Below are 18,724 nucleotides of genomic sequence, written 5' to 3'. Positions count from 1 at the left end.
GAGCAGGTGAGCGAAGGCCGGCGGATGCCCAGCGGAGGCCAGTGGGGGACCGGCGGGGGTCAGCGGGCGCCGCGGACCATGCGGACCAGCAGCGATCCGGCGACGGAGACGACCGCGCCGCACAGAAAGAGCAGGCTGTAGTTGGAGCCGGCGCCGCTGCCGACGGCGAGGATCGGCGCGGCCAGGATCGGCACGAGCGACTGGGGCAGCGCGTTGGCGATGTTGAGGACGCCCATGTCCTTGGCGGCGTCGTCCGGGTCGGGCAGCACGTCGGTGGCGAGGGCCAGATCGACGGCGAGGTAGGCGCCCTGGCCGAGCCCGAAGAGCAGGGATGCGGCGAGGAAGACGGCGAAACTGCCGGCGAACGCGATGATCACGAGCGCGGCGGAGACCACGACGCCGGCGCCGAGCACGAACGGCTTGCGCCGGCCGAGCCTGTCCGAGAGCGTGCCGCCGACCGTGGAGCCGACGACCAGGCCGCCGGTGCTGATCAGGGTGGACAGCAGGATGCCGGTCGCCACGTTGTCGGTGGTGTACCCGAACCTGTCGATCAGCAGGTAGGCCTGGTAGGTGGTGACCGACGCCAGGCCCATCCAGATCAGGAAGCGGCTGATGATGTTCCAGAAGAAGTCGGCGTGCCGGCGCGGGCTGACGTAGAAGGTGCGCAGGAACTCCTTGAACCGGTAGGGCGCGAAGTGCCCCTTCTCGGCCGGGCGGTCCTTGAGGACGACGACGAGCAGCGCCACGGTGGCGACGCCGATCGCGGACGGGACCGCGAACATCAGCAGGGCGCTGCCGGCCAGGGCGGCGGCGAGCGCGCTGCCGGCCAGGATGGCGACCGAGGTCATCAGGCCGAGGATGCCGCTGACCTTGCCCCGCTGCTGGGCCGGGATCTGGTCGGGCAGCAGCGCGGTCAGGGTGGAGAGGGTGGCGTTGACGCCGAGCTGGGCGAGCGCCCATCCGGCGGTCAGCACCGGGATGCTGCCGCCGAGCGCGACGACCAGCAGGCCGGCGAACCCGACGAGCATGCCGCCGAGCAGCCACGGGCGGCGGCGGCCGAAGCGGGACGTGGTCCGGTCGGACATGGCGCCGAAGAACGGGTTGCCGACCAGCGCGAGGACGGCGCCGACCGAGAGCACGGTGCCGAGCGCGGCGGCCTTGTCGCCGGGGGCGATCTGCGCGACCCGGATCGACATCGTCACGATGACCGGGGTGAGGATCGTCAGGTAGGCGCCGAGCTGGGCGAGCGCCATCGCGACGATGAGTTTCGCCGGCGCGTCGGGAACGCTCGGAGTAGTGGCCGGCGGGCGGGGCTGGACAGTGGTCATCGCACACCTCGGAACGAAAAAGGGGGGAGATTGCACCGGGCCGGCTCCGGTGTTGTGTTAACGCCTTGTTCGCTGAACGTATCGAGTTGATTAGCGCCGAACCAGAGCCGAAAAGGCCTGCTCAACGCTGTGATTTGCCGGTGTCTCGCGTTACTGCCGCCCGGTTTGCCCGCTCCTGGGTGTGACCGGTGTCGCAGTCAGCCGGTAATTAGGTCCAGATCCAGCAAAACTGGGTTCATGTCGGGCCGCCGGGTGCATCAGGTCCGCCGGGATCTGCTCCTGGCCGCGGTCCGCGACGCCGGCCGCAGCACCCGCTCCGACCTGGCCCGCCGCACCGGCATGGCCCGGATGACGGTCGACGGCCTGGTCGCCGAGCTGCTCACGGCGGGCCTGCTGGCCGAGGAGGCCGCGGTCCCCGACGGGACCCGCGCCGGGCGTCCCGCCCGGTCGATCACCCTCGGTCCGGCTGCGGGTGGGGTGGTGGGCGCGATCGTCACCACCCATGGCGTACGGGCTGCGAGCGCCGACCTCACCGGACGTATCCTCGCCGAACACCACCTGCCCGGCAACGACCTGGACAGCCTCGCCCTGCTGATCGCCGAGTGCGAGACCACGGTCGAAGGCCCGGCCTGGGCGATCGTGCTCGGCCTCGGCGCCGGCCAGGACCCCACTCTCGCCGCCGGCCTGCGACAGCGCCTGGGCCGCCGGGTCGTCGTCCGCACCGCCGCCGAGCTGCGCCTGCTCGGTGAGGTCGGCTACGGGTGCGCGGCCGGCCAGACCGACGTCTGCTACCTGCGGCTCGGTTCGGTGATCACCTGCGGGCTGCTGCTCGGCGGGATCCTGCACCACGGGGCGCACGGCGTGGCCGGGCAGATCGGGCACGTGCAGATGGACGAGATCGGCCCGCTCTGCCGCTGCGGCAACCGCGGCTGCCTGGACACCATCGCCTCGGCCCCGGCCATCCTCGCCGCCCTCGGCGCTCCGCTCGGCGAACCGGTCACCGCCGGGCGCGCGGTCGAGCTGTCCCGCACCGACGCGGCCACCGAGCGGATCCTCGCCGACGCCGGCCGGATGATCGGCCGGGTCGTCGCCGGCCTGGCCAACACGGTGAACCCGGCCCTGATCATCCTGGACGGGCCGCTGATCGAGGCGGGCGGGCCGATCGTCACCGCGGTCGGCGAGTCGGTCCAGCGTTATGCCCAGCCCGAGGTGGCGGCCGGCACCACGGTCCGGGCCGGGACTCTCGGCGACCGGGCCGGGCTGCTCGGCGCGCTGTGGGCGGGGCTGCGGGCGACTCCGGCGGCGCGCGGTAGCCGTACCCTCGCCCGGGTCTTACCTGCCGTGCCGGCCGAGCCGGACCGGAACGTCTCGCCGGGGGAGCGGGAGCGGGCCGTCCGCCGCGGGATCATCGTCGAAGCGATCCGGGCGACCGGTCAGGCGACCCGCAGTGAGCTCGTGAAACACACGCGTCTGCCGCGGGCCGCGGTGGCCGCGCTGCTGGACCGGATGCTCCGGGACGGCGTCGTCGAGCGCTGCGCCGCCGCCGGGCCGCGCGCCGGGCGGCCGTCACCGTGCTTCCGCCTGGTCACGCCGGGTGAGCTGCTGGTCGGCGTGGCGATCGGCGGCGACGGCGTCCGGGTGATCGCCACCGGCGGGACCGGCGAGATCAGGTGGACGGGGTACCGGGACATGCCGCCGTCGATGGACGGCCGGGCGATCATGCGGGACACCGCCGGGTTCGTGCGGGATCTGCTCGGCGCCCACGGCGAGCGGCCGGGGCCGGGGACCCGGTTCGCGGTGAGCATGCCGGCCCCGGTGCACCCGGTCACCGGGCATCTGAGCGCACGCAGCGTGCTGACCATGTTCGCCGGGTTCTCGCCGGCCGAGGAGATCGCCGCGGTCCTCGGCGGCCCGGTGCTGGTCACCAACAACGCCCAGCTCTCGGCGCTGGCGGAGAGCCGCCGAGGAGCCGCCCGGGGCGCCCGGGACGTGCTCTACCTGAGCTGCGACCAGTACACCGGGGCCGGTCTGGTGGCCGGCGGGCGGCCGCACGCCGGGGCGATCGGGTACGCCGGTGAGGTCGGGCACCTCAACGTCCGCGAGGTCGGCCCGCTCTGCCTGTGCGGCAAACGGGGGTGCCTCAGCGCGTTCCTGTCGCCCGGCTACTTCGCGGCGATCTCCGGCGACGGGCCGCCGGACGAGGGGCGGCTGCTGGCCCGGGCCGCCGCCGGGGACCGTCCGGCCCAGCGCGCTCTGCTCGACGCGGGCCGCCTGATCGGGCGTACCGTGTCGCCGCTCGTGTCGGTTTTCGATCCGGCCGTCGTGGTGGTCGGCGGGCGGTTCACCGAGCCCGGCGGTTTCGTCGTCGACGGGGTCCGGGAGGCGCTCCAGCGACACTGCGCCCCGGCCACGGCCGCCGCGCTCACCGTGGTTCCCGCAGCTCTCGGGCGGGATGTCGAGGCGCTGGGGGCGATCGAGTCGCTGTTGTGAGGTTGCCGTTCCGTCGCGGCCCCGTGACCGCATCGAAACTGTCCGGCTTTAGTGGGCCGCCGTCGGGTGGCTCAGGTGCGGCGACTACAGTTCGGGTGCGGCCCGCCCCGGGCCGGCAACGCTGCCGACGAAATCGTCCCTGGGGCCTCGACGGGCTATCCGCATCTCGCTACCCGATCCAGGGGGAAGAAAAATGCGTATCGGCGTGCTCACCGGTGGCGGCGACTGCCCCGGTCTCAACGCGGTCATCCGGGCCGTCGTCCGTAAGGGCGTCACCGCTTACGGCCACGAGTTCGTCGGGTTCCGCGACGGCTGGAAGGGCCCGCTCGAGGGTCTGACGAAGCCGCTGGGCATCGCGGAGGTGCGTGGCATCCTGCCGCGCGGCGGCACGATCCTGGGCTCGTCCCGCACCAACCCGTTCAAGATCGAGAACGGTGTCGAGCGGATCAAGGCGAACCTGGCCGAGCAGGGTGTCGACGCGCTCGTCGCGATCGGCGGCGAGGACACCCTCGGTGTCGCCACCAAGCTCTCCGAGCTGGGTGTGAACGTCGTCGGCGTGCCGAAGACGATCGACAACGACCTGAACGGCACCGACTACACCTTCGGCTTCGACACCGCGGTCAACATCGCGATGGAGGCCATCGACCGGCTGCACACCACCGCCGAGTCGCACCACCGCACCCTCGTCGTCGAGGTCATGGGCCGCCACGCCGGCTGGATCGCGCTGCACGCCGGCCTCGCCGGTGGCGCCAACGTCATCCTGCTGCCGGAGCGCCAGTTCGACGTCGAGCAGGTCGCGACCTACGTGACCAAGCGCTTCCAGGTGGAGTACGCGCCGATCGTCGTCGTCGCCGAGGGCGCCCAGCCGCTCGACGGCCAGATGGTGCTGCACAACCAGGAGCTCGACAGCTTCGGCCACGTCCGCCTCGGCGGCATCGGCCAGTGGCTGGCCGAGCAGCTGGAGGAGAAGACCGGCAAGGAGGCCCGCACGGTCGTCCTCGGTCACATCCAGCGCGGTGGCACCCCGACCGCGTTCGACCGGGTCCTGTCGACCCGGTTCGGCCTCCAGGCGATCGACGCCGTCCACGAGGGCGACTTCGGCAAGATGGTGGCGCTCCAGGGCACCGACGTCGTCCGGATCCCGCTGATCGAGGGCACCGGCGAGCTGAAGACCGTTCCGATCGAGCGGTACGAAGAGGCCGAGGTCTTCTTCGGCAGCTGATCCACCCGTCGTGATGCCGGGGGCCCGCTGCCCCCGGCATTCGGCGTTTCTCCGGCGGTTTTCGGTCGTCTTCTGAGGAGCCCGCTTTGCCCAAGCACACCGTCGCGGTCCTCGGGGCCGGCAAGATCGGTGAACTCGTCGTCGCCGGTCTGCTCCGCTCCGGTTGGCCGGCCGAGAACCTGCTGGTCACCGCCCGGCGGCCGGAGCGCGCCGCCGAGCTGACCGAGCGGTACGGCGTGCCGGTGGTCGACAACACCACCGCCGCCGAGCGGGCGGGTGTGCTGGCGATCGCGGTCAAACCACAGGACGCCGCAGCGCTCCTCGACCAGATCGGCGACCGGATCTCCGCCGACACCCTGGTGGTGTCGCTCTGTGCCGGGCTGCCGACCGCCTTCTTCGCCACCCGGCTGGCCGAGGGCACCCCGGTGATCCGGGTGATGACCAACACCCCGGCCACCGTCGACCAGGGGATGACCGCGATCTCGGCCGGCCCGCACGCCACCGACGACCACCTGGGCATCGCCGAGGACATGTTCAAGCCGCTCGGCTCGACGGTCCGGGTCCCCGAGTACCAGCAGGACGCCGTCACCGCCCTGTCCGGGTCGGGGCCGGCGTACTTCTACCTGATGGTCGAGGCCCTGATCGACGCGGGCGTCCAGCTGGGACTGCCGCGCACGGTCGCCCGCGAGCTGGTCGTGCAGACCGCGGTCGGCTCGGCCGTCATGCTCCGCGACTCCGGTGAGCACCCGGTCAAGCTTCGTGAGGCGGTCACCTCCCCGGCCGGCACGACCGCCGCCGCCCTGCGTGAGCTGGAGCGGCACGGCGTACGGTCGGCGCTGCTCACCGCGGCCGAAGCGGCTCGCGACCGGGCCCGTCAGATCGCCGAAGCGGCCCGTTGACCGCGTAGGTTGACAGTAGAAACCACCGTGCGTCTGAGTGACTGGGTGATCCGTCATGGCTTCTGAGCAGGCAGTGGAGTTCCGTGAACTCACGACCATCGACGAGCTCGAGCGACTGGTCGACGTGTTCTGCCAGATCTGGAACGCCGACACCCACCTCGACCTGATCAACCCGTCCACGCTGCGGGCCATGGTGGACGCCAGATGTTACGTGGTCGGGATGTACCTGGAGGGTGTGCTGGTCGGCGGCGCCGTCGCGTTGCGCGGGCCGCACGGCGGGCACCTGCACTCGCACATCGCCGGCGTGCACCCCAAGAGCCAGGGGCTCGGGCTCGGCTACCAGCTGAAACGGCACCAGGCCGAGTGGGCGGCGAAGGAGGGCTTCGCCCGGATCCGGTGGACCTACGACCCGCTGGTACGCCGCAACGCGCACTTCAACCTGGCCAAACTGGGCGGCCGGGTGCTGGGGTACGAGAAGAGCTACTACGGCGAGCTCAACGACGGCCTCAACGACAACGACGAGACCGACCGGCTGGTGGTCGACTGGGACGTCCACGCCGTGCCCGGCGCTGTCGGCCCGGCGCCGGTCACCGTTCCGGTGGTCGCCGACAAGTGGGATTTCGCCGAGCGGCCGGCCGCGGTGCTCGACTGCGGCGACGGGCTCCACCGGCTCGTGCCGACCCCGGTGGACGTCGAGCGTCTCCGGCTGGACGACCCGGCCCGGGCACATGCCTGGCGGCTCGGCGTCCGTGCCGGTTTCGCCGAGGCCGATGCCGCCGGGTTCGTGGTGACCGGCTTCAACAACGACGGGTGGTACGTGCTGCGGCGCCCGTGAGCGCCAGCACCTCGTCGGCGCACCCCCAGGAGAGGGTCACGCCGGCGCCGCCGTGCCCGTAGTTGTGGATGACGTGTGGATGGCGGCCGTCCGCCTCGACCCGCAACGTCTTCCGCGCCGGGCGCAGACCGACCCGGTGGTCCAGCAGCCGCGCCCCGGCCAGCAGCGGCTCGGCCTCCACACAGCGCCGGAGGATCTGCCCGGCCCGCTCCGGATCGGGCTGCCGTGACCAGTCGCCGTCGGCCCGGCTGCCGCCCAGCATCACCCGGTCGCCCTGCGGCAGCACATAGGTGGTCAGCCCGTCGCGGTCGTCGTCGTGCTCCACGAAGAACCTGTCGATCCCCGGGTTGCCGACCACCAGCAGATCACCGCGGACCGGGCGCACCGGATCGCCGGGCACCAGGGCACCGGCGTCCACACCGGTGCAGTTGACCACGGTCGCGCCGAGCCCTGGCAACTGCTCCGGGGTGACCCGGTCGCCGACCTGCACCCGCACCCCGCAGTCGTCGAGCCGGGCGGTCAGATAGGCCAGGTAGACGGCCATGTCGATCAGCGGGACCCGATACCACCAGCCGTTGGTGAACCCGGGCGGCAGCGTCGCCGTGCTCTCCACCGGCTGCACGTCCTCGGCGCCCGGCCCCGGATGCTCGGCTTTCAGATCACCCCGGCTCGCCACCACGCCCGAGGCCATCCGGACCCCGGTGACGGCCGGATCGCGGGCCAGATCACGGAAGATCTCCAGCGAGCGCAGCGACCAGTCCACCCCGCGGTCGTGCGTCACGAGATAGCAGCCCCAGATGGCGCCGGCCGCATAGGACGTGATGCCGGCCGGCGGATCGGCACTGTGCACAGTGACCCGGCAGCCCGCCTCGGCGAGGCGGATCGCGCAGGTGAGCCCGGAGACGCCGGCGCCCAGAACGACCACGTCCGCGTTGACGATCATGCATACATTTTAGGCGAACCGGACCACCCCATCGACTCTCGTTAACTTGCTGTGAACACGTATCGTGACAGCCCTGGGACGTTGCGTTATTCAAAACGGTGCGGTCCAATCGAGCCTTGGAACGATTCGCCGGACAGGAGCGGGCACGGGGTGATGCTGGTTCTGGGTGAGGTGCTCACGTCCCTCCTGCCTACCTCCGCAGCGGTGCCCGGCGATGCCGCGCAGCGCATGCTCGGCCTCACCGCCGGGGCGCCGGTGATCCGCTCCGACCGTCCGATCTCCTACGTCGTCTCGCCCGAGCGACTGGAGGGTGTGGACTGTCAGGTCCCGGCCGCCCCCGACCGCGGCGTGCGGGGGATCGGCACGGTTGCCACCCGGGCCGTGCTCACCGGGGGTCACGCGCTCCAGGCGTCGGCGCGCACGGTGGCCGAGCGGAGCCGGCACTCGCGCCGGGTGCCCTGGTCCCACTACCTGGCCCGCCCGGGGACGCTCCAGATCATCGGCCGGTATCAGGAAGAGGCGATGGCCGCGGCCTTCCTGGCCGGCAACCCGAAGTCGTCCGGCCTCGATCTCACCCCGATCGCCGAGCGCACCGCCATCCGGGCCCGGTCCGGCACGCGGCTCGCCAGGGAGGTCCCGGTCACGAGCGACCGGATCACTCTGCGCTGGACCGCCCTGCTCGGCGCCGGCGAGGAGGAGCTGCACCTCCGCGTCGACTCCCCGCTGCACCGGACCGTGCGTATCGCCACGAGCGCCTGCGGCCTCGCCGACGTGGTGGCCCTCTGCGAAAGCCTGGCGCTGCACGACTGGCTGCTCACCACACTGGACGCGATCCTGAGCCGGGCCCCGCTGACCGGGCCGTCGGAGGGCGTCGTGGTGGACCGGATCCAGCCCGCCGTCGACCACCTGCTGCACCTGTGGACGCCCGGTTTCCGCCTGAGCCGGGGCGCCCGGGACCTCTGGGACCGGATCGACCGGCTCGCCGGCTTCGACCACCAGTGGCACACCTCGGTGAACCGGATCCGCGACCACATGGCCGTCAGTACTCTGCGCGAGCTGGACAGACTAGGGGTGCCCCGATGAGCGGGCTGACCGTGCCGACCGACGAGTCGGTGCGCCGGCTGTCCAAAGTGCTGCGCAAGGTGGTCATCGCGCTGATCACCGGCGGGGTGGCCTTCGTCCTGACGAACCTGGCCGACAAGGACCCGCTGCTCTCGATCACGCTCTCCGTGCTGGTCGGCGGCTCGGCCCTGGTGGTGCAGTTCCTGGTCTCGTTCGAGGGCCGGCTGCGCGAGGTCCAGCTCAGCCAGGAGGAGCAGTCCCGGCAGATAAGGGCCTGTGTCGACGAGCGGTTCCGGGCGATCAGCGAGGCCACCGAGCTGTTCCATCTGATCGAGGAATGCGCCGTGGAGACCGAGTCGCTGGCCCGGCTGGTCCGGCACTCCACGAAGATCACCTCGCACCTGCCGGAGCTCGTGCACCGGCTGGCCCAGCGGGAGCTCGACCGGATGTCGGAGTTCCTCAAAGGGCTCGGTGACGGGGTCGAGACGATCTACGAGGGCGAGGACCGGGACTGGCTGCTCAGCCTCACCCACTCCGCCGAGAAGTCGATCGACGCGACCAGCCTGACCACGGTGGACGGTGGCGGCCTGTGGAACACCGACCTGGGCCAGCGCTACCTCGACGCCCAGCGGTACGCGGTGCAGCGCGGCGTGCGGATCCGCCGGATCTTCATCGAGGACCAGCCCGGCCCCGGCAGTGAGAGCGCGCTGGAGAAGATCTGCCGGCGGCACGCCGACATCGGCGTCGAGGTCCGGGTGCTGCACGGCGCCGCGGCCGCCGAGCTTCGCCGTACCTCATTGTTCGACTTCATCCTCTTCGACGACGTGATCAGTTACGAGCTGATGGCCCGGCCGGGCAACATCCCGCCGATCGTCGTCAACACCAGACTGCTGCTGCGCACCAACAGCGTCACCGACCACAGTGAACGTTTCCGGGAGTTGTGGGAGGCGGCGCAGCCCCGCTGATCTCCGGGCACCCGGTTGCTGTCGCCGCTTCTCCGGGCGCCTGGTTGTTGTCGCCACCTCAGGGCACGCGGTTGCTGTCGCCATCGAAGACGTACGAGATCCGTTGCACCAGGCTCTCGGGCAGCACGACGCCCTCCTCCTCGGCCCGGATCCGGACCTGCTGGCGGACCTCCTCTTCGATGGCGACCTGGCCCAGCACCACCCCGACCGCCGCCTCGATGTTCTGGAACTGCCGGGCCAGCACCGACAGCGTCCGGTACGCGCTGAACGGCTGGGCGTCCGGGTTGAGCCGCAGGACCGCCGGCATCGACTCCCACGTGGACGGCAGTCGCTCGCCGGCCGGCTGCGGGGCCGCCACCGGCCGTCCGTCGTCCCGCAGCATGCCGAGTCGCAGCAGCTGCCAGACCGCGGCGAGGAACGGGCACGACCACTGCCGCCCGTCCGGCTTCCGCGAGAAGATCTCCACCGCCAGGTAGATCGAATGCAGGCTCTTGGCGTTCTCGGCCGGGGGCTGCCAGGCCGGGCGGCGGGCCATCGCCGGCTGCGCGGACGAGCCGGGCGGCCGGTCGCCGTTGGTGACCCAGCCGCTCGCCTTCGCCGGCGGCTTGACACCGTCGGTGCCCGGCGCCGGCTCGTTGACCAGCCGGTCGAGCACCAGCTCGGCGGGCCGGACCGGGCCGGCCTCGGCGCAGCCGGCCTCCCGGGCCACGTAGTCGATGGTGAGCCCGCTGTCGCCGGCCGCCTCGACCAGCCGGCCGATCACCTCGTCCGGAGTGCTGAACACGCTGAAGTAGTCGTCGATCAGGAAACACGTGCTGACCCGTGGGCGTTTCCCGGGCGCGGCCAGCGCGGCGGCCCGGTCGCGGGCGGCGGCGACCCACGGCTTGATCTCCCGGAAGTGCCGGCGCAACAGGTCGATGCCGCCGGCGAAGTCCTCCCGGTAGAGGTGCCCCAGCTCGATCGAGACGTGCGACAGGGGCACCCGCTCGATACGTGGCTGGGCCGACCACTCCTGGAACGTCGTGTGCGGCCCGGTCACCGCACCTCCCACGCCTTGTCGTTGTGCAGCAGCCGGGCCAGCTGCTGGAACGCCTCGGCGGTCCGCTCGTTGGCGATGCCGATAGTCGTCACGTCGTGGGCGGTGATCAGCTGCTCGCGCCACTGGAGGACCGGGTCGAGCGGCACGGTGTGCAGCATCCAGGGCGGTCCGGCGTTCGCGCTCTCGGCGATGGCCTGGAGGCGGCTGTCCCATTCGGCGATCCAGACGGACTGCTGCGAGGTCAGGCCGGGCCGGGCCGGGTCGACCAGGGCGGTCCGCACGAAGCGCAGCGACGCCAGCAGCTCGTCACGGTTGTAGCCGAGGTCCTCGCCGGCCTCCAGGATGCCGTGCCGGCCGTGCACCAGCGAGGCGGCCGCGATGACGTGCTGCTTGGTCCACCGGTGATAGACCAGCCACCGGGTCCGCACGCCGGGCAGCCGGCGCGCGGCCTCCAGCGCCATCTGCAGGGCGTAGGACCGCCCGGCGCTGAGGTCGACGAAACACATGTGGAACTGGCTGACCAGCAACTCCAGTATCTCCGTGCAGCGGCTGACCACGCCGTCGCTGCTCGGGAACTCGCCGATGCCGAGGTCGCCGGGGAGCAGGAACAACTTGCCCGCGTGGCGGTCGCGGACCTTGACGCTCTCCCGCTCGGTCTCGGCGAAGACGTCGATCCGGCGCGGCTCGGTCACCTCGCCCAGCAGGTACGAGTGCAGCCCACCGTGCTGCACGCCGAGCCGCCCCGCGTCGATGTCGAAGACCGAACCGGCGGTCGGCGAGCCGAAGTCGAAGTCGAGATAGCAGACGTCGTAGCCGGCGAGCGCGCTCTGGTAGGCCACGTTGCTGGTGGTCACCGACCGCCCGGTGCCACCCTTGTCCGAGGTCGCGAAGACCAGCATGGTCAGGACTCGCTGTCGAGGTCGCTACGGGCCGCCGCGAACTGGTCCAGCGCCACCAGCACGAAATTGGCGAGGGCATAGGCCGTCCCCGGCTGTTTGTCGAGGACCGAGCGCCCGCGTTCGAGCTTGGCCGCCAGCGCCTGCATCTCCGCCTGCATCGCGTGGCCGCTGTTCGGGGAGCCCTGGAGCAGCTCCTGGTCGTACAGGTGCTCGGCCTCGCTGAGCAGGTCGTTGGCGAGGGCGGCGACCGGCTCGCTGCGCGGGGGTGGTTTGCGGATGACCTCGGCCGCGGTGATCAGGCAGTCGGTGATCCGCTTCGTGTGGTACCACGACGGATCCTCGAACGTGTCCGCGAAGTCCTCGAAGACCCGGCGAGGCTGGTCCCAGAGGCCGTGCCGGGTCTTCGTCAGCCGCCGGGCGTCCAGATGGTCCCAGATGTCGTCGGCGAGATCGATCATCTCGTTGCGCATCGTCGAGGCGCCGAGCAGCTCGGCCAGACTGATCGTCCGTTTGAGCAGCAACGGCGCGAAGTCCGACATCACCCAGGTGAGCCGGGCCTCGTCGAGATCGCCGCTGCCGCCCAGGTTGATCGGGAAGCCGGGGGCGTGCAGCCGGTAACTCTTGTCGCCGGCGTAGACCCGGCTGGTGATCCGGGCGCGGTCGGCCAGGTTCTGCAGCACCCGGCCGACCCGGTTGAGGTCGACGTTCCCGGCCCGTTTACGGACCAGGTCCTGCACCACGATCGAGGAGACGTGCAGGGAGAAGTACTCCGACTCCTTCTCGGTGGTGCGCTGCCAGGGGATGTCCTCCAGTGGCCACCGGAGTCCGCTGCCGGCCGGCACGGCGATGGCCGACCAGTACGACTGGGTCAGGTCCCAGCGCAGCCGGAGGCCCTGCGCGAGTCGTTGCTGCTCCTCGTTGAGCAGGCCGAGCCGCTGGGTGCGCGGGGCGGAGAGCGCCTCGATGGCGTCCAGGGCCACGGTCGTGAAGTAGATGTACGGCGCGGGCTCGGCCCGGCCGGACAGCTGCCGGCCGATCTGCTCACTGGTCTCGATCACCGGCGCGTCCCGGACGACGCCCCAGCTCCAGCCGCACTCGAACAGGCGATCCGGATGGTCGAGGTCGTCGGCCAGGTTGGCGCCGGAGCCGATCGTGATGGTGCGCAGACTGTTCCGCACGTCCTCCAGCGACTGCTGGATCATCGGGACGATGCGCCGGGTGGAGAGCCCGCGCTGGTTCACCGTCCGGATGAGGGCGCGGCCGTCCCGGGAGTCCACGTCGAAGATGTTGACGGTGAAACTGCGCAGCAGCCCCACCATGGCGGCCGAGAGACGCCTGCTCGCCATCTCCTCCAGGCGGTCGATGTCCGCTCGGGAGCTGCGCCGTTTCAGGTTCTTGCGGAACTCCCGGGCGAACCCGATGGTGGCCAGCGACAGCGCCATCGAGATGGCGAACGAGTCGACGACCGGCTGGGCCAGCTGCTCCGGGCTCAGCTCGGCCGGGTCCGCGCCGGCCGGGTTCCGGAAGTAGCTCTCCGCGGCGAAGATCGGGGTGTTGTTCTCGTCGGTGTAGGCCGTGAGGTAGGACTCCACCGCTTCGAGCAGGGCGAGCGGCCCGTCCATCACGCCGCCGAGGGGTTTCAGGACGTCCAGCAGGTCTTCGCTGATCCGGCCGGGGGAGTCCAGACCGAACGTGTCGATCGCGGTGGCCGGCCCGAGGATGCACAGCAACTGCTCCGCGTCACTGATCGAGTTGCGGCCGTCGCGACCGCCCCAATGCCACTCGCCGTCGCGGTACGAGTGCTCGATCACCGCCCGCCAGATCTCCAGAAGCTGTTGCCGGGGATCAACCTTCATGCGCGGTCACCTGCTACTCCCGTGGCGAAACCCGGCGTCAGTATACAAAGCAGACGCCGGGGACGATGTAGCGATGACGCTTATTATCCGTGCTTCTCGATGTCAGTAGTAGATCGCGATCCGGCTGCCGTTCTCCTCCTCGGGCGGGCTGGGATGGCTCAGGGCGGTGCCGGTGGCGACCCGGTGGGCGGTCCAGGCGACCGCGGCCGCGTCCAGGATGTCGTCGGGCGGGGCCTGCCCGGCCGGGCCGAGCTTGTCCGGCAGCACGATGCCGTTGCGGGCCAGCAGCTCACGGCGGCGGGCCTGCCCGCTCCACGTCTTCTTGGCGTGCGGCAGCGGCTCGCCGGCCATGGTCCGGAAGGACACCTCCGGGTGCGCCTCGAAGAGCAGGCCCGGGTGCCGTTCCCAGATCGCGTTCGCCTCCAGCAGCTTCGGCCGTAGCGCCCAGGACTGCCGGCTGAGCCCGGCGCCGGTCAGCTCCCGGCAGAGCCGGTTGGCCGAGGCGAAATCGGACTCCTGCCAGACCGCCCGCGGCGGCACCCGGAAGACGCTGCCACGGCGTGGCCCGAGCTGGTCGGCGGCCAGGGTGTCGGCGGCCCGCCAGCGGTCGGGGAGCATGCCGAGCGGGATGTCCACGCCGATCACCGCGGCGCCGGAGCTGCCGGCGACGATCTCGTAGAGGGTGGCGGCCAGGACGGCGCGCCCGAAGGCCCCGTCGCGCAGCTCGACGCCGACCCAGCCGAGCGCGTACGCGTCGACGCCGATCACGTGGATGCTCATCCGCATCGTGCGGCTACGTCGACCATCAGCACGATCTTGCCGCGGTAACGGTCCAATTCGGTCGGGCCACCGGTGCGGGCGCCGATCTTGACGTCGAAGATGGTCATGACGGAAGACTACCGGCCGTGTCCGCCTGATTGCACGCCGTCGTGACGCGAGCGGCTGTGTTAAAGAACCTTAAATGCTGTTCACCTGGCTTGACTGTTGTTAATCGATGTGACTACGGTCTCTTCATCCCTCTCTTTGGAAAGTTTCCTAACTGTTTGAGGAGACATCCCTTGCGTACAACCCCCCGCCGGGCGCTCATCACCGGCGCGATCGTGCTGGCGTCCAGCGTCGCCGTGCCGATGAGCCAGGCGTCCGCCGCTGCCGCCTGTGCCACCCCCTGGTCCGCCACCGCCGTCTACGTGAAGGACAACGTCGCCTCGCAGAACGGCCACAACTACACCGCCAAGTGGTGGACCCAGAACGAGTCCCCCGCCACCAACAGCACCCAGTGGGCGGTCTGGATCGACAACGGCGTCTGCGGTGGCACCACGCCCACCACTCCGCCGACCACCACCCCGCCCACCACCACGCCGCCGACGACCCCGCCGACGACGACCCCCACCACGCCGCCGACCACGACCCCGCCGGCCACCGGCAGCAAGTGGGTCGTCGGCTACTTCGCCGAGTGGGGCGTCTACGGCCGCGGCTACCACGTGAAGAACATCGACACGTCCGGCTCGGCGTCCAAGCTGACCCACATCCTGTACGCGTTCGCCAACACCACCGGCGGCCGCTGCACCATCGGTGACTCGTACGCCGACTACGAGAAGGCGTACACCGCCGCGGAGAGCGTCGACGGCGTCGCGGACACCTGGGACCAGCCGCTGCGTGGCTCGTTCAACCAGCTCCGCAAGCTCAAGAAGAAGTACCCGGGCCTCAAGGTGATCTACTCGGTCGGCGGCTGGACCTGGTCCGGCGGCTTCACCCAGGCGGCCGCCAACCCGACCGCCTTCGCCGACAGCTGCTACAGCCTGGTCGAGGACCCGCGCTGGGCGGACGTCTTCGACGGCATCGACATCGACTGGGAGTACCCGAACGCCTGCGGTCTCTCCTGCGACGCCAGCGGCCCGGCCGCCTACGCCAACGTGATCACCGCGCTGCGCAACAAGTTCGGCAGCAGCAACCTGATCACCTCGGCGATCTCGGCCGACGGCAGCAACGGCGGCAAGCTCGACGTGGCCGACTACGCGGCCGGCATCGCGAAGCTCGACAAGGTCTTCCCGATGACGTACGACTACTTCGGCGCCTTCAACGCGCAGGGCCCGACCGCCCCGCACTCGCCGCTGACCTCGTACACCGGCATCCCGCAGGCCGGCTTCAACTCGGACGCGGCGATCCAGAAGCTCAAGAGCAAGGGCGTCCCGGCCGCGAAGATCCTGCTCGGCATCGGCTTCTACGGCCGCGGCTGGACCGGCGTCACCCAGGCCGCCCCGGGCGGCACGGCGACCGGCGCCGCCCCCGGTACCTACGAGGCGGGCATCGAGGACTACAAGGTCCTCAAGACCAAGTGCCCGGCGACCGGCACCATCGGCGGCACGGCGTACGCCTTCTGCGGCGGCAACTGGTGGGGCTACGACACCCCGTCGACGATCGCCGGCAAGCTGACCTACGCCAAGAACCAGGGCCTCGGCGGCGCGTTCTTCTGGGAGCTCTCCGGCGACACCACCAACGGTGAGCTGATCACCGCGATCAAGAGCAACCTGTAACAGCGGTTTTCGAGGGGGGCACCGGGGAATCCCGGTGCCCCCCTTCCGTACGCTTCCGGTATGCGTCGTGAGTGGCATCAGCTCAGTCACCCCGGGGTGGGCAACCCGGCTCTACAGACGTCCCGGCCGTCCACCGACTCGGCCGAGGACGAGGCCCTGGGACTCGACCGATGGCGCGCTCTGCCGCGCGTGCAGATGCCGCCCTGGCCGGACATGGCCGAGGTCGCCGAGGTCTGCAAGGTCCTCGACAGCGTGCCGTCGATCGTCGCGCCCTACGAGGTCGACCAGCTGCGGCACCGGCTCGCCGAGGTCTGCGAGGGCCGCGCCTTCCTGCTCCAGGGCGGCGACTGCGCCGAGACCTTCGCCGACAACACCGAGAGTCACCTGCTGGCCAACGCGCGCACCCTGCTCCAGATGGCGGTCGTGCTCACCTATGGCGCGTCGATGCCGGTGGTCAAGGTGGCCCGGGTCGCCGGGCAGTACACCAAGCCCCGTTCCGCGCCGACCGACTCGCTCGGCCTGCCCGCCTACCGCGGCGACATGATCAACTCGCTGGAGGCGGACGAGGCGGCCCGGATCGCCGACCCGCAGCGCATGATCCGGGCGTATGCGAACTCGGCCGCCGCCATGAACATGCTCCGGGCGTATCTTTCGGGTGGTCTCGCCGACCTGCACGGCCTGCACGACTGGAACAAGGACTTCGTCCGCGCCTCCCCGGCCGGCGAGCGCTACGAGGCGATCGCCCGCGAGATCGACCGCGCCCTCGACTTCATCCGCGCCTGCGGCATGACCGACAGCGAGGCACTGCGGACCGTCAGCCTGTACTGCTCGCACGAGGCCCTGGCCCTGGAGTACGACCGGGCGCTCACCCGCGTCTCCGGCGGCCGCGCATACGGGCTGTCCGGCCACTTCCTGTGGATCGGCGAGCGCACCCGGCAGCTCGACCACGCGCACATCGACTTCATCAGCCGGATCGCCAACCCGATCGGTGTCAAGATCGGCCCCGGCACGTCGCCGGAGACCGCGATCGAGCTCTGCGAGAAACTGAACCCGGAGAACGAGCCGGGCCGGCTTACCCTGATCAGCCGGATGGGCAACGGCAAGGTCCGCGACGCCCTGTCCCCGATCGTGGAGAAGGTGCACGCGTCCGGCGCCAAGGTGGTCTGGCAGTGCGACCCGATGCACGGCAACACCCACGAGTCGTCGAACGGCTACAAGACCCGCCACTTCGACCGGGTCGTCGACGAGGTGCTCGGCTACTTCGAGGTGCACCGGGGCCTCGGCACCCACCCGGGCGGCATCCACGTCGAGCTCACCGGTGAGGACGTCACTGAGTGCCTCGGCGGCGCCCAGGGCATCGAGGACCTCGACCTGCCGGACCGCTACGAGACCGCCTGCGACCCCCGCCTCAACACCCAGCAGTCCCTGGAGCTGGCGTTCCTCGTCGCCGAGATGCTCCGTGGCTGACCTGCGCTCGGACACCGTCACCCGCCCCACCAAGGGGATGCGGACGGCGATGGCCCGCGCGGCCGTCGGCGACGACGTCTTCGGCGACGACCCGACCGTCAACGCGCTCGAGGCCCACGTGGCCGAGCTCTTCGGGCACGAGGCGGCGCTGTTCGCCCCGTCCGGCACGATGGCCAACCAGATCGCCCTGCAGCTCGTCGTCCCGCCCGGCGGCGAGCTGCTGGCCGGCGCCGACGCGCACGTCGTCACCTACGAGGTCGGGGCGGCCGCGCTGCTCGGCGGCATCTCCACCCGGACCTGGCCGTCCTACGGCGCCGCGCTGAACGCCGAGCGGATCACCGAGATGATCCGCCCGGCGGGCTTCCCGTCGGTGCCGACCGCGGCGATCGCCGTCGAGCAGACCCACAACCTCGGCGGCGGCGGGGTCATCCCGCTCAGCACCCTCCAGGACCTGCGGGTGGCCGCCGACAAGCACGACATCGCCCTGCACTGTGACGGCGCCCGGATCTGGCACGCCCACATCGCCGACGGGGTGACCCTCGCCGAGTACGGCGCGCTCTTCGACACCCTCTCGGTCTGCCTCTCCAAGGGCCTCGGCGCGCCGGTCGGCTCCCTGATCGTCGGCAGCCGCGACCGGATCGCCAAGGCCCGGGTGATCCGCAAACGGATGGGCGGCGGCATGCGCCAGGCCGGCATCCTCGCCGCCGCCGGCCGGTACGCCCTGGACCACCACATCCAGCGGCTCACCGAGGACCACGAGCGGGCCCGCCAGATCGCCGAGGCCCTGGCGCCGTACGGCGTGGTCGACCCGGAGAAGGTGCGCACCAACCTGGTGCCCCTGGACCTGTCGAAACACGATCTGAGCGCCCCGGCCCTGGCGTCGGCCGCGGCCGAGCGCGGTGTCCTGATCGCCGCGATGCTGCCGCACGTCGCCCGGCTGGTCACCCACCTCGACCTCGACGAGGCCGGCGTCGACCAGGCCATCGACGTGCTGAGCGATTTGCTGGCCTGACCTATCCGGGGCACCCGAAAAGCTACGGCCGGGGGCGGGCGCGACCGATATGAACCCGCGCTATGGCGAACACATCCCCCGCCCCCAGGGCAAGAAGATTCGCCGCCGCTGCCGTTGTTGCAGGCACCGTCGCGGCCACCGTCGTTCATCCGTCCGCCGCCTTCTCGGCGGAC

At 71.1% G+C, this 18,724-nt stretch carries 15 protein-coding genes; 9 read left to right on the top strand and 6 right to left on the bottom strand.

Going from position 1 to position 18,724, the window contains the following annotated elements; all coding sequences use genetic code 11:
• Positions 1-59: 59 nt before the first annotated feature.
• Positions 60-1,328: an MFS transporter gene (locus AB0E94_RS37565; protein WP_360336383.1), complete on the bottom strand. Its 1,269-nt coding sequence runs from the start codon at positions 1,326-1,328 to the stop codon at positions 60-62.
• Between the two features lie 237 nt (positions 1,329-1,565).
• Here AB0E94_RS37565 and AB0E94_RS37560 point away from each other — a divergent pair, with 237 nt between their 5' ends.
• The 4 genes from AB0E94_RS37560 to AB0E94_RS37545 all read left to right on the top strand — a co-directional run bounded on the left by AB0E94_RS37560 (position 1,566) and on the right by AB0E94_RS37545 (position 6,774).
• Entirely contained in the window at positions 1,566-3,818 is a 2,253-nt protein-coding gene (locus AB0E94_RS37560) for an ROK family protein (RefSeq protein ID WP_360336381.1), read from the top strand.
• Positions 3,819-4,011: 193 nt separating this feature from the next.
• The gene (locus tag AB0E94_RS37555) at positions 4,012-5,040 is read left to right on the top strand and encodes a 6-phosphofructokinase (RefSeq protein ID WP_360336379.1); all 1,029 of its coding nucleotides are present in this window, start codon (positions 4,012-4,014) and stop codon (positions 5,038-5,040) included.
• 86 nt (positions 5,041-5,126) lie between these two features.
• A complete protein-coding gene (gene proC, locus AB0E94_RS37550) occupies positions 5,127-5,939 on the top strand; it encodes a pyrroline-5-carboxylate reductase (protein WP_360336377.1) in 813 nt (270 codons plus the stop codon).
• Positions 5,940-5,994: 55 nt separating this feature from the next.
• A complete protein-coding gene (locus AB0E94_RS37545; protein WP_360336375.1) occupies positions 5,995-6,774 on the top strand; it encodes a GNAT family N-acetyltransferase in 780 nt (259 codons plus the stop codon).
• On the opposite strand, the gene AB0E94_RS37540 is transcribed toward AB0E94_RS37545, so the two are convergent.
• Positions 6,737-7,717: an FAD-dependent oxidoreductase gene (locus AB0E94_RS37540; RefSeq protein ID WP_360336373.1), complete on the bottom strand. Its 981-nt coding sequence runs from the start codon at positions 7,715-7,717 to the stop codon at positions 6,737-6,739. The genes AB0E94_RS37545 and AB0E94_RS37540 overlap by 38 nt on opposite strands.
• Positions 7,718-7,870: 153 nt before the next feature.
• On the opposite strand from AB0E94_RS37540, the gene AB0E94_RS37535 reads away from it, so the two are divergent.
• Positions 7,871-8,800 (top strand): SCO2521 family protein, encoded by a 930-nt coding sequence (locus tag AB0E94_RS37535; protein ID WP_360336442.1) that lies wholly within the window; start codon positions 7,871-7,873, stop codon positions 8,798-8,800.
• Positions 8,797-9,744: a DUF6879 family protein gene (locus AB0E94_RS37530; RefSeq protein WP_360336371.1), complete on the top strand. Its 948-nt coding sequence runs from the start codon at positions 8,797-8,799 to the stop codon at positions 9,742-9,744. Before AB0E94_RS37535 ends, AB0E94_RS37530 begins: the two co-directional genes overlap by 4 nt.
• Positions 9,745-9,802: 58 nt before the next feature.
• Here AB0E94_RS37530 and AB0E94_RS37525 read toward each other — a convergent pair whose 3' ends face one another.
• From AB0E94_RS37525 to AB0E94_RS37510, 4 genes are all read right to left on the bottom strand, one after another.
• A complete protein-coding gene (locus AB0E94_RS37525; RefSeq protein ID WP_360336369.1) occupies positions 9,803-10,783 on the bottom strand; it encodes an SCO2522 family protein in 981 nt (326 codons plus the stop codon).
• On the bottom strand, positions 10,780-11,682 hold the full coding sequence (locus AB0E94_RS37520; RefSeq protein WP_360336367.1) for an SCO2523 family variant P-loop protein: 903 nt from the start codon (positions 11,680-11,682) through the stop codon (positions 10,780-10,782). Before AB0E94_RS37520 ends, AB0E94_RS37525 begins: the two co-directional genes overlap by 4 nt.
• Positions 11,683-11,684: 2 nt before the next feature.
• The gene (locus AB0E94_RS37515) at positions 11,685-13,538 is read right to left on the bottom strand and encodes an SCO2524 family protein (protein ID WP_360336365.1); all 1,854 of its coding nucleotides are present in this window, start codon (positions 13,536-13,538) and stop codon (positions 11,685-11,687) included.
• 102 nt (positions 13,539-13,640) lie between these two features.
• The gene (locus tag AB0E94_RS37510) at positions 13,641-14,318 is read right to left on the bottom strand and encodes a DUF429 domain-containing protein (RefSeq protein ID WP_360336363.1); all 678 of its coding nucleotides are present in this window, start codon (positions 14,316-14,318) and stop codon (positions 13,641-13,643) included.
• Between the two features lie 278 nt (positions 14,319-14,596).
• On the opposite strand from AB0E94_RS37510, the gene AB0E94_RS37505 reads away from it, so the two are divergent.
• Genes AB0E94_RS37505 through AB0E94_RS37495 form a run of 3 tightly spaced genes read left to right on the top strand, consistent with a single transcriptional unit; the run spans position 14,597 to position 18,551 of the window.
• Positions 14,597-16,072, top strand: a complete 1,476-nt coding sequence (locus AB0E94_RS37505) for a glycosyl hydrolase family 18 protein (RefSeq protein WP_360336361.1) — start codon at positions 14,597-14,599, stop codon at positions 16,070-16,072.
• A 60-nt stretch (positions 16,073-16,132) separates the two neighbouring features.
• Entirely contained in the window at positions 16,133-17,539 is a 1,407-nt protein-coding gene (locus AB0E94_RS37500) for a class II 3-deoxy-7-phosphoheptulonate synthase (protein ID WP_360336359.1), read from the top strand.
• Entirely contained in the window at positions 17,532-18,551 is a 1,020-nt protein-coding gene (locus AB0E94_RS37495; RefSeq protein WP_360336357.1) for a GntG family PLP-dependent aldolase, read from the top strand. The genes AB0E94_RS37500 and AB0E94_RS37495 overlap by 8 nt, the downstream gene beginning before the upstream one ends.
• Positions 18,552-18,724: the final 173 nt, after the last annotated feature.

This window comes from Actinoplanes sp. NPDC026670 (assembly GCF_040638175.1).
GTDB lineage: Bacteria > Actinomycetota > Actinomycetes > Mycobacteriales > Micromonosporaceae > Actinoplanes.
Note: the sequence above shows the minus strand (reverse complement) of the source record. Positions and strands in the feature narration are given on the sequence as shown.